This window comes from Xinfangfangia pollutisoli, from assembly GCF_020179405.1.
In the GTDB taxonomy this organism is placed as follows: domain Bacteria; phylum Pseudomonadota; class Alphaproteobacteria; order Rhodobacterales; family Rhodobacteraceae; genus Pseudogemmobacter; species Pseudogemmobacter pollutisoli.
Genome location: NZ_JAICBZ010000027.1, coordinates 1 through 11831 on the forward strand (window position 1 = coordinate 1; position 11831 = coordinate 11831).

The following is an 11831-nucleotide window of genomic DNA, read 5'->3' on the forward strand; positions in this document are numbered from 1 at the left end:
TGGCCGACGCGGCGCCGACCGTACCCGCGCGCGCCGATGCCGCGCCCGAACCTGCGCCCGAATCCGCGCAGACCGCGGGGCCGGTCTCGGTGACGGTCCAGCCCGGCAACACGCTTTGGGCCATCGCCCGCGGCGCCCTGGGCGAAGGGGTGCTGTATGTCGAGGTCTATGAGGCCAATCGCGACCGGATCCGCGACCCGGATCTGATCTATCCGGGTCAGGTCTTCACGATTCCCGCGCCGGCGCCGTAAGGTCCGGCGCGGCGCCCGCCTTCCCGCCCGCCTGCCCGCCTGAGGCCGGCCGCAGCGAGGGGGTCTCGATCACGCGGCCATGCTGGCAGCAGGCCACGACTTCGGGATGGTCCATGCAGCAGTCGTTCAGAAGATAGGCGATGGTGCGCCCCAGCCCGCCGGTGTCGATCGTGTAGATCACATTGCGCGCCGCCCGGCGCGAGGCGATCAGCCCGCCCTGTTCCAGCGCCGAAAGGTGGAAGGACAGGCGCGAGGCCGACAGGCCCAGCTGACGCGCGATCTCGCCCGCGGCCAGGCCGTCCTCGCCGGCGCGGACCAGCAGCCGCACCAGATCGAGCCGGTCGCCATGCGACAGCGCCGCCAGCGCGGCAAGGGCTTTACTCCGGTCCATCTTTCAACTACTCATGAAACGTTGAAATATCATTAGCCCGCCCGGTCCCGCAAGGCAACCGTGCCGTGCCTTCCAGGACCGATTATGCGTCGCTCGACCGCCACTTCCGCCGATCTTCCCGAACAATCAGCAAGCGGGGGGCAGACGATCCTGCGCGTGCTGCCCTATCTGTGGCCCAAGGGGCAGCTTTGGGTGAAGCGCCGCGTCGCGCTGGCCATGGTGCTGCTGCTGCTGGCCAAGACCGTCTCGATCATCACGCCGTGGTTCTACAAATACGCGGTCGACGCGCTGGCGGGCGAGACGGCGAAGGATCCGGTCTGGATGCTGTCGCTGGGTGCGGTGGGGCTGACGGTGGCTTACGGTCTGGCGCGGCTGGGGGCGGTGGCCTTCGGCGAGATGCGCGATGCGGTGTTCGTGCGGGTGGGCCAGCGTGCGCTGCGCCGGCTCGCGCTGGAGACCTTTACCCATATTCACGAATTGTCGCTGCGCTATCACATCACCCGCAAGACCGGCGGCCTGAGCCGGATCATCGAACGCGGGGTGAAGGGCGTCGATTTCCTGTTGCGCTTCATGCTGTTCTCGATCGGGCCCTTGATCATCGAGCTGACGCTGGTCTCGGTGATCTTCGCGCTGGTCTTCGGCTGGCAATATGCCGCGGTCGTGGTGGTGACGATCACGGTCTACATCGCCTTCACCTTCAAGGTGACGGAATGGCGGGTGAAGATCCGGCGCGAGATGAACGACCAGGACACCGATGCCAACCAGAAGGCGATCGACAGCCTGCTGAACTATGAAACCGTCAAGTATTTCAACGCCGAAGCGCGCGAGGCGGCGCGCTATGACGTGGCGATGCAGCGCTATGAGGTGGCGGCGGTGAAGACCGGCCAGTCGCTGGCGCTGCTGAATGCGGGGCAGAGCCTGCTGATCACCACAGGGCTGGTGATCGTCATGGTGATGGCGGCGCGCGGCGTGCAATCGGGGGTGCTGACCGTGGGCGATTTCGTCATGGTCAACGCCTACATGATCCAGATCACCATGCCTTTGGGTTTCCTGGGCACGGTCTATCGCGAAATCCGTCAGGCGCTGGTCGATATGGGCGAGATGTTCGGGCTTCTGGGCCAGCCGGCCGAGGTGACCGATGCGCCCGATGCCAAGCCGCTGCAGGTTTCGGCGGGCGAGATCTGTTTCGACAATGTGCAATTCGGCTACGAGCCGGCACGGCAGATCCTGAAAGGCGTCAGCTTCACTGTGGCGCCGGGCCAGAAATTGGCGCTGGTCGGGCATTCCGGCTCGGGCAAGTCGACGATCGCGCGGCTGATGTTCCGCTTCTATGATGTGACGGGCGGGGCGATCCGCATCGACGGGCAGGATCTGCGCGATGTCACGCTGGGCAGCCTGCATGCGCAGATCGGGGTCGTGCCGCAGGATACGGTGCTGTTCAACGACACGATCCACTACAACATCGCCTATGGCCGCGACGGCGCGACCGAGGACGAGATCGTGGCAGCCGCCAAGGCGGCGCGGATCCACGATTTCATCTCGCGCCTGCCCGAGGGCTATGAGACCCGCGTGGGCGAGCGCGGGCTGAAACTGTCGGGCGGCGAAAAGCAGCGGGTGGGCATTGCGCGCACCCTGCTGAAGAACCCGCCGATCCTGATCCTGGACGAGGCGACCAGCGCGCTGGACAGCCAGACCGAGGGCTCGATCCAGGAAAGCCTGGCCGAGATGGGGCAGGGCCGCAGCCAGATCGTCATCGCGCACCGGCTGTCGACCATTGCCGATGCCGACCAGATCCTGGTGATGGAAGAGGGCGTGGTGATCGAACGCGGCCGGCATGAAGAGCTGCTGGCGCGCGGCGGCACCTACGCCGCGATGTGGGCGCGCCAATCGGATGAAGAGCGTGGCGGCCCGGCGCCGGATCTGGCCGCGGCGCAATAGGGCGCAATAGGCTCTGGGGGCGCTTCGCCCCCCGGGCCCGCGCGCGCGCGCCCCTAGGATATTTGTGCCGAGAGGTGGGCCAGGCCGATGGGCTTTGCGCCGATGGGCCTGCGGAATTCCTGACCTGGGCCGGGTCCGGCGCCCGGTGACAGGTTTTTTCCTTTGACCCTGCGGGAGGGCTTGGCCAAGATCGGGCCAATGATTTTCGGGGGCGATTTTCGGGGTCGACGCGATGCTGCGCCGCGTTTTCATTGCGATATTTCTGGTCTTCGGATTGGCCAGCGCCGCCGCGGCCGAGCGGCGGGTGGCGCTGGTGATCGGCGTCAATGACTATGAACACATCCGCCCGCTGGACAATCCCGTCAACGATGCCCGCTCGGTCGAGACGCTGCTGCAGGGGCTGGGCTTCGAGGTCACGATCGAGACCGACCGCGACCTGAAGCGGATGCGCCGCGCGTTGGAGGATTTCCGCGAGGATGCGATGGGCGCCGATGTGGCGCTGGTGTTCTTTGCCGGCCATGGCGTCGCGCTGAACGGGGTGAATTACCTGTTGCCGACCGATGCCGAGGCCACATCCTCGGCGCGTCTGGCCGAGACCAGCCTGCCCTTGGAAGAGGTGCAGAAGGTGCTGGACGAGGTGGCGCCGGTGGGGATCATGCTGCTGGATGCCTGTCGCGACGATCCTTTCGCGCAGGCTGGCGGCGGCTCGGACGATGGGCGGGGCGCCAAGGCGCTGGCCGATGACCCGCCGGAAGCGGCCAAGCCCACGCCGGGCCTGGGGCGGATCGGGCGCTCGGACGGGGTGCTGTTCGCCTTTGCCGCGGCGCCGAACGAAACCGCCAGCGATGGCGACGACAAGAATTCGCCCTTCACCAGCGCGCTGCTGCGCCATTTCGGCACCAAGGGGGTCGAGCTGAAATCGGCGCTGACCCTGGTGCAGCAGGATGTCTATGACCGCTCGCGCGGCGAACAGCTGCCCTATATCGAAAGTGGCCTGCCGGAACTGGTGTTCATCTCGGGCGAGGGCGATCTGCCGGAACGCGACCAGCTTTTGCTGGCGATGGCCGGGGTGACCCACGACATGCGGGTCGAGGTCGAGACGGTGGCCGAGGCCAACAACATGCCGCTGGCGCCGCTTTATGCCGCGCTGATCTCGGGCGACCTGACCGGGCAGTCGCCGGAAGAGCGGCGGCGGCAGCTGGAAGAGGCGGCGCGGGCCTATGCGCGCTTCCAGTCGCAGCTGACCTCGTTCGACAGCGAGGATCCGCGGGTGGCCGAGTTGCGCGCCCAAGCCGAAGAGCAGCTGGTTCTGGGCTCGATCGACGCCGCGCGGGCGCTGCTCGACCAGGCAACCGAGATCGACGCCGCGGCGCGGGCCGAGATGAAGCTTGGCATCGAGCAGACCGAGGCGGATCTGGCCGAACGCAAGGCCTCCTATGTCACGCGGACCCTGTCGCAGGCCTCCAGCCATCTGCTGAACGCATCGGCCGCGCGCACCGATCTGCGCTATGAACTGGCGATCGGCGACCTGACCAAGGCGGTGGAACTGTTCGCCGAGGTCGAGGACCAGCTGCCCACGCGCGAAGCCAAGATGGATTACGTGGTGGCGCTGCAGGATCTGGGCGATCTGTATCTTGTCGCCGGCAATACCTATGGCGCGCTTGGGGCGGCGATGACCCAGGCCGAATTCCTGCAGGTCCAGGCCCAGGCCGAGCCGATGGATCTGGGCTGGACGCGCGAGCTGATCTGGGCGCTGAATTCGGTCGGCACGGTGCTGCAGGCCCAGGGCTATCTGCAGGAAGCCGAACAGGCGTTCATGAACGCCTTCGAATTCAGCCAGTGGCAAAGCGACCAGAACCCCGACGATCCCGATCTGCAGCGCGACCGCGAGGTGATCCGCAACAAGCTTGGCGAGGTGCGCTTCGCGCTGGCCGATTACCCCGGCGCGCTGACCGCCTATCAGGAATCGCTGGCGATCGCGCAGAAGCTGCTGGACAGCGATCCGACGCGGATCACCTATCTGCGCGATGTCAGCTATACCCAGGAACGCATCGGCGACGTCTATGTCGCGATGGGCGACCGGGAAAATGCCAGGGCCGCCTTCGACGTGGCGATGCGCATCAGCCAGCAATTGGTCAATGAATTTCCGACCGACCAGGGATTCCGCCGCGATCTTTCCGTGGCTTATGAACGGCTTGGCGACATGATGATCGCCGAGCAGGATCTGGATTCCGCCCTGGCCGCCTATCTGGAGGCGCTGAAGATCCGCGACGACCTGATGGCGCTGGATCCGGCCAACCGGATGCGGCAGCGCGACAGCTCGGTCACCTATGAACGGATCGGCGACATCTATGCCTCGATGGGCGATGTCGGCTCGGCGCTGATGAGCCATCAGGAAGCGCTGGATCTGCGCGAAAAGCTGGTCACGCTTGACCCCAACAACAGCCAATGGGCGCGCGATCTTTCGGTCAGCCTGGAGCGGATCGGCGATCTTTATTCCGGCGAGGGCGAATATGAAGGCGCGCTCGGTTATTACGAGCGGTCGCGGGATACGCGGCTTGCGATCGTGACGCTTGACCCGTCGAACCTGCCGCGCCAGCGCGATCTGGGCGTGGCCTATGAGAAGATCGGCGTGACGCTGATGGCGCTGGGGCGCGAGGATGAGGCGCTTGCCACTCATCAGCAGGCGCTGGATCTGCGCCGGCAGATGGCGGCGGCCGATCCCAGCGTGGCGATGTATCGCCGCGATACCAGCTTCTCGCTGGGCAATGTGGCCGATGCGCTGCGCCGCAAGGGCGATCTGGCCGGGGCGGCCGCGCTTCTGGCCGAGGGCGTGGCGCTGCGCGAGGCGCTGCTGGCCGAGACGCCGCAGGATGTGACGGTGATGCGCGAGCTGACGCTGATGCAGAACGATTACGTCGCGGTTCTGTTGCAGGCGGGCGATTACGCGGTGGCGGTGCCGGTGGGCCAGGCCTCGCTTGCGGTGACCGAGCGGCTGCTGGCCAGCGATCCCGAGAATGCCGAATACCGCCATGACCGGCTGGTCGCCGCCAATCGGCTGGGCGATGCGATGAAGGGGGCGGGCGATCTGCAGGGCGCGATCGCGGCCTTCCAGGCCATGGCCGAAAGCGGCTATGCGATCATGACGAAGGATCCCTACAACCAGTCGGTCGCCGCCGATTACGCCCTGGCGCTGGAGCGGCTGGGCGACAGCTATATCGCCTTGCAAAGCTATCCGGCGGCGCGCGGCGAATTCAGCAATGCGGTCGCGCTGCGGCAATGGCTGGCGGGGCAGGATCCGCAATCGCTGATCGCGCAGCGCAACCTGGCCTTCTCGATGCAGAAGCTGGCCGACAGCTGGTATTACGAGAACAATCTCGACCAGGGCCGCCCGATCGAGGAACAGGCGCTTGGCATCCTGCGCTGGGTGGCCGAGAAGGACCCGTCCGATCCCTGGAATGTGATCGACCTTGTCTCGGCGCTGGATCGCACGGCCAGCTATTACGAGGACAAGTCCAGTTATTTCAGCGAGGCGCTGGGGCTGTTGGAACAGCTGAAGGCCGAAGGCCGGCTGCCGAACGACAGCTATCTGGACTGGATGACGAATTATCGCAGCTATTTGGGCCAGAAGTAAGGGTCGGCGCCCGCCTCTGGGGCCACGCCGCCGGTCGGCGGGCGGGGCGGGGCGCGGGGCTTGGCAATCGCGGCGGAATCCCTGTAAGACGGGATGAACGGACATCAGAGGCCTGGGCGTGAGCAATCCCGACAGTTTCATCGACGAAGTAACCGAAGAGGTTCGGCGGGACCGGCTGTATGGGCTGTTCCGCCGGTATGGCTGGATCGGCGGCGTGCTTATTCTGGGCATTGTCGGCGGCACCGCCGCCAACGAATTCCTGAAGACCCGGGCCGAGTCGCGCGCGCAGGCCTTTGGCGATGCGGTAATCGACGCCTTCGACATGGGCTCGCCCGAGGAACGGCGCGCGGCGCTGGCCGCGGTGCCGGCCGATGGCGACCAGAAGGTGATTCTGGCGCTGATCGAGGCCTCGGACCCGGCGCAGGACAAGGCCGAAAGCCTGGCCGCGCTGGACCGGATCCTGGCCGATGCCGGGCTGGCGCCGGTCTATCGCGATCTGGCCGTGCTGCGGCGCGTGCTGGTGGCGGGGACGGATCAGCCCCTAGCCGATCGCCGCGCCGCGCTGGAGCCCATCGCCGTTGCCGGCCGGCCCTATCGCGGACTTGCGGCCGAGCAGCTGGCCTATCTTCTGCTGGAAGAAGGCAAGCCCGATCAGGCGATTGCGGCGCTGCAGGCGCTGACGCAGGCCAGCGACACGACCGCGGCGCTGAAAAGCCGCGCGGCGCAGGTGATCACCGCCCTGGGCGGCACACCGGCCCCGCAAGCGGCACCTGCCTCCGAGGCGCCGGCGGAAGCCGCGCCCTCGGGCGGCTGAACCCAGGGAAGGGCGGACAGGTGACGGTCCAGACGGCAAGGTTTTGGCTGGCAGGGCTCGCGGCGGCGGGTCTGTTGATCGGGTGTGCGCCGAAGGAAGTGATCCTTCCGGGCGAGCGGGTCGCCCTGCGCGAAGCGGTGGGCGCCGCGCCGGCAGAGCCCTCGGCGCCGCAGGGCGCGAAGATCGCGCTGCCCGCGATGCAATCCAATGCCGACTGGGCGCAGCGCGGCGGCAATGCCCGCCATGCCGCGCCGCATGCGGCGCTGTCTGCGAAGCCGCAGCTGATCTGGGCCACGGCAATCGGCCAGGGCGACAGCCGCAAGAACCGCATCGCCGCCGCGCCTGTCGTGGCGGGCGGGCGGGTCTTCACCATGGATGCCGGCAGCACCGTCTCGGCGGTCTCGACCGGCGGCGCGTTGCTGTGGCAGGCCGATCTGGCCGCCGGTTTCGACCGGGGCGGCGGAAGTTCGGGCGGCGGGCTTGCCGCCGAGGGCGGGCGGCTTTACGTCACCACCAGCTATGGCGAGGTCGTGGCGCTGGATGCGGGCTCGGGCGCGGTGATCTGGCGCCAGCGGGTCGATTCCCCCGCCATCGGCGCCCCGGCCGTGGCCGACGGCGTGGTCTATGTCTCGGGTCGCGATGGCAGCGCCTGGGCGATCGAGGCGGCCAATGGCAAGGTGCAGTGGCAGGTCTTCGGCGCCCCCGCCAAGGCGGGCTATCTGGGCAGCGCGGCGCCGACCGTGGCCGACCGTTCGGTGATCTTTCCCTCGAATGCCGGCGATCTGATGGCGGTGCTGCGCATCGGCGGCGGCACCAAGATCTGGAGCGCCTCGCTGGCCGGCAAGCGGCTGGGCCGGGCCTATGCCTCGGTCTTCGATGTGACGGGCGATGCGGCGCTGGTGGGCGGCGTTCTTTATGCCGGCACGGCGGCGGGCCGCACCGTGGCGATTGACGCCGCCAATGGCACGACGATCTGGTCGGCCGATGAGGGCGCGCTTGGCCCGGTCGCGGTGGCGGGCGGCTCGGTCTTCGTGGTGACCGACGAGGCGCAGCTGGTGCGGCTGGATCAGGCCAGCGGCAAGCCGGTCTGGGCCGTCGACATGCCCTATTACGAGCCGACGAAGAAGGTCGTGCGGCGCAAGGCGATCTATGCCCATTACGGGCCGGTGCTGGCCGGCGGCAAGCTGTGGGTGGCCTCGTCCGACGGGCTGCTGCGGGGCTTCTCGCCGGTCGATGGCAGCCTTGCCGTCTCGGTCGAACTGCCCGGCGGCGCCTCGGCGCAACCGGCCGTGGCGGGGGGCACGCTTTATGTCGTGTCCGAGAACGGCCAACTTCTGGCTTTCCGCTAGGCGCAGGGCAGTGTAAGGGGGCGGTTCCTTTTCCACAGGCGCAGCCATGTCCTTTACTCTTGCCATCGTCGGGCGGCCCAATGTGGGCAAGTCGACCCTGTTCAACCGGCTGGTCGGCCGGAAGCTGGCGCTGGTCGATGACCAGCCCGGCGTGACGCGCGACCTGCGCGAGGGGGACGCAAGGCTGTTCGACTTGCGCTTCACCGTGATCGACACCGCCGGGCTTGAAGAAGTCACCGATGACAGCCTGCAGGGCCGCATGCGCCGCCTGACCGAGCGGGCGGTCGAGATGGCCGATGTCAGCCTGTTCCTGATCGACGGTCGCGTCGGCGTGACGCCCTCGGACGAAACCTTTGCCGAGATCCTGCGCAAGAAGGGCGCGCGGGTGATCCTGGGCGTGAACAAGGCCGAGGGCAAGGCGGGCGATTCCGGCGCGCTGGAAGCCTATGCCCTGGGCCTGGGCGAGCCGGTGCGGCTGTCGGCCGAGCATGGCGAGGGGATGGACGATCTTTACCACGCCCTGCAGCCCTATCGCGCCGAATTCGAGGCGCGCGAGGCCGAGATCCTGCCCGCCACCGAAGTGGACCTGTCCGAGGACGAGGCCGAAGGCGAAGGCGATGACAGCTGGCGCCCCTCGGCCGCGAAACCGCTGCAGATCGCGGTGATCGGCCGGCCCAATGCCGGAAAATCGACGCTGGTGAACCGCATCCTCGGCCAGGACCGCATGCTGACCGGCCCGGAAGCGGGCATCACCCGCGACGCGATCTCGGTCAAGGCCGACTGGATGGGCACGCCGGTGCGGATCTGGGACACGGCCGGCATGCGCAAGAAGGCGCGGGTGGTCGAGAAGCTGGAAAAGCTGTCGGTCGCCGATGGATTGCGCGCCGTGCGCTTCGCCGAAGTGGTGGTCGTGCTGCTGGATGTGGAAATCCCCTTCGAGACCCAGGACCTGCGCATCGCCGATTTCGCCGAGACCGAGGGGCGGGCGGTGGTCGTGGCGGTGAACAAATGGGATCTGGAAGACGAGAAGCAGGAAAAGCTGGCTGATCTGAAAGAGATGTTCGAGCGTCTGCTGCCGCAGCTGCGCGGGGCGCCCTTGATCACCATCTCGGCCAAGACCGGCCGCGGCATGGACCGGCTGCATGATGCGATCGTGCGGGCCCATGCCACCTGGAATGCCCGCGTCACCACGGCGCGGCTGAACAGCTGGCTGGGCGCGATGACCGAGGCGCATCCGCCGCCGGCGCCGGGCGGGCACCGGATCAAGCTGCGCTACATCACTCAGGCCAAGACCCGGCCGCCGGGTTTCGTGGTGAAATGCTCGCGTCCCGACGAATTGCCGGAAAGCTACAAGCGTTATCTGGTCAACGGGTTGCGCGACCATTTCGATCTGCCGGGCACGCCGATCCGGCTGTATTTCCGCAGCCAGGGCGACGAGAATCCGTGGAAGGAACGCAAGTTCCACACGCCGTCGCGGCTGCGCAAGCACACCGACAAGAAGAAGCCCGGCAAGGATTAAGCGGGCGGGTCGGGCCGGGGGCGATCCTTCGTCGAAGGATCGCGCGCTACTCGGCCGCCTGCGCGTCGGTTTCGGACATGTCGCCCCAGGCCTCGCGCAGGGCCCAGTCGCGGCGTTCGCGGAAGACCGGATCCTGCACCAGCGCCGCGATCCGCGCCGCATGGGCCTTGCAGGCCTGATCCTGCAGCTGCATCAGGGTCTTGTCGCTGGAAAGATGCTGATCATACCAGGCTTTCGCGCGCTTCACCTGCGGCGCGTAACCCGTTGTGAACTCTTCCATCTTGTTGCGCTGGCGCCAGTACAGCCGGCTGACCTGCTTGCCGGTCACCACCACATCGCCGCGATACATCTTGGCCAGATAGCTGTCGAGCGAGCGCAGCGGGAAATGTTCCAGCCGCACCAGATCGAAGCTGCCGCGGCAGTCATGGCCGTTTTCCGAACGGTCCGCCATGAAATGCCCGGTCGCCCGGCCCGATCCGTCCAGCCAGCGCACCGGCCCGCGATCGGCATGCAGATCGGGGCGGTGATTGCGCAGCTTCTCGACCTTCTCCGACAGGCGCACGATGGATTTCACCCCGCGCCGCGCCTTGAACCGGCCGGGCGTGGTGGATTGGTGGCCCGGGAATTGTTCGGTCAGCCAGCCCGGTTCGAAATGCTCGTGCCCGTTCGAGCCGTGATTGACTTCGGAAACCGAGATCACGTCGAAGGGCCCGGTCGCCTGGAACAGCGCCTGAAAGCTGTGATCGCCGGGGATGACGTTCAGGAATTCGTCCACATCCATGGAAACGAAGACATCGGCCCGCCGCATCGCCGGCAGCTGATGGGCATAGGCCAGCGCCATGGGCTGGAAGGCGGTCGATCCGGCCAGGAAGGCCGGGTTCGGCAGGTGCTGGACATGGCCCATCTCGGCCAGCCGGTCGAGGATCAGGTCGGTGCCGTCGGAACAGTCATTGGTGAAGACCGTGACCTCGCCCAGGCCCATGGCCTTGTGCCAGGCCAGCCACTCCAGAATGAACGGGCCTTCGTCCTTCATGCAGGTCGCGGCAAAGACCCGCGGCTCGTGCAGCGGCCAGGGCCGGAAGTCGCGCTTGGGGAAGGGCAGGGTGCCCGTTCCCGTCCGCGTCCCGGCGGCGCGGTCGAAGAACTGGACCGACGAGCCTTCCTTGTTGTCGGGCGACAGCGGCAGGCCCTTGGCGGCCAGAATGGCGATGATCCGGTCCAGTGCCGGCTGGCCATAGACCTTGGGGTGGAACTCGACCACCATCGCGCGCACGCCCGACAGATCCGCGCCGTCGAACAGGCCCAGCTCTCCCCCCTCGATATCCGAGACGATGACGGTCGGGTTCAGCTCGGCGATCAGCGCCGGCAGGTCATAGCGGCGCAGCCGGACCTTGCGGACATAGGCGCGGCTGTCAGGCTCCATCGACGAGGCCCAGAAATCCGCGCGCAGGTAGAAGTCGATTTCGGCGCCCGGTTCGGCCGTGGCCACGCCATTGCGCAGATCAACCGTTGCGACGCCGTTCAGCCGGTGGGTTTCGCGGATCAGCGGGATCAGGTCGGGATTGGCCTCGACCGTGGTGATGCTGCCGATCCCCGGCACCAGCCCCGCGACGGTCGACAGAAGCCCGACCCCGGCGCCCAGTTCCAGAACCCGGTCGCCGGCGCGCAGGATCCGCCGCAAGGCCGCGCATTCGCCACCCTCGTAGCGGTTCTTCCGCATCGGGCGTTCGATCTTCGGGGTGATGATCGCCGGAACGAAGGGGACCTTGATCCCCGAAGTAACGATCACTTCGTCATAAGCCAGCATGACCCGCCCTGCGCCCCGATCCTGCGGCCCTGGCCCCGAAGGACGGGGCCCGACGCCGGCATATCACTGTTCTCCGGCCTTGCCGGCCGGTTGTATCATTGCCCGAAACTATGCGCGTGGCCGCGCCA

8 protein-coding genes are annotated in these 11831 nt (G+C 67.3%); 6 read left to right on the forward strand and 2 right to left on the reverse strand.

From position 1 onward, the window contains the following. Window positions 1-251, forward strand: a 251-nt coding sequence (locus K1Y73_RS10080; protein WP_225028169.1) for a LysM peptidoglycan-binding domain-containing protein, incomplete at its 5' end; no start/stop codon positions are given. Here K1Y73_RS10080 and K1Y73_RS10085 read toward each other — a convergent pair. Continuing rightward, window positions 226-642 (reverse strand): ArsR/SmtB family transcription factor, encoded by a 417-nt coding sequence (locus K1Y73_RS10085; RefSeq protein WP_225028170.1) that lies wholly within the window; start codon window positions 640-642, stop codon window positions 226-228. The genes K1Y73_RS10080 and K1Y73_RS10085 overlap by 26 nt on opposite strands. A gap of 84 nt (window positions 643-726) precedes the next feature. Here K1Y73_RS10085 and K1Y73_RS10090 point away from each other — a divergent pair, with 84 nt between their 5' ends. The 5 genes from K1Y73_RS10090 to der all read left to right on the forward strand — a co-directional run bounded on the left by K1Y73_RS10090 (window position 727) and on the right by der (window position 9896). After that, on the forward strand, window positions 727-2580 hold the full coding sequence (locus K1Y73_RS10090) for an ABCB family ABC transporter ATP-binding protein/permease (RefSeq protein WP_225028171.1): 1854 nt from the start codon (window positions 727-729) through the stop codon (window positions 2578-2580). Window positions 2581-2812: 232 nt separating this feature from the next. Next, the gene (locus tag K1Y73_RS10095; RefSeq protein ID WP_225028172.1) at window positions 2813-6214 is read left to right on the forward strand and encodes a caspase family protein; all 3402 of its coding nucleotides are present in this window, start codon (window positions 2813-2815) and stop codon (window positions 6212-6214) included. A 118-nt stretch (window positions 6215-6332) separates the two neighbouring features. After that, window positions 6333-7028 (forward strand): hypothetical protein, encoded by a 696-nt coding sequence (locus tag K1Y73_RS10100; RefSeq protein WP_225028173.1) that lies wholly within the window; start codon window positions 6333-6335, stop codon window positions 7026-7028. Window positions 7029-7102: 74 nt separating this feature from the next. Beyond that, window positions 7103-8377, forward strand: coding sequence for an outer membrane protein assembly factor BamB family protein (locus K1Y73_RS10105; protein ID WP_225028174.1), 1275 nt, complete (start codon window positions 7103-7105; stop codon window positions 8375-8377). A gap of 46 nt (window positions 8378-8423) precedes the next feature. Further along, window positions 8424-9896: a ribosome biogenesis GTPase Der gene (gene der / locus K1Y73_RS10110; RefSeq protein WP_225028175.1), complete on the forward strand. Its 1473-nt coding sequence runs from the start codon at window positions 8424-8426 to the stop codon at window positions 9894-9896. Between the two features lie 46 nt (window positions 9897-9942). Here der and K1Y73_RS10115 read toward each other — a convergent pair whose 3' ends face one another. Beyond that, on the reverse strand, window positions 9943-11703 hold the full coding sequence (locus K1Y73_RS10115) for a glycosyltransferase family 2 protein (protein ID WP_225028176.1): 1761 nt from the start codon (window positions 11701-11703) through the stop codon (window positions 9943-9945). Window positions 11704-11831 lie beyond the last annotated feature (128 nt).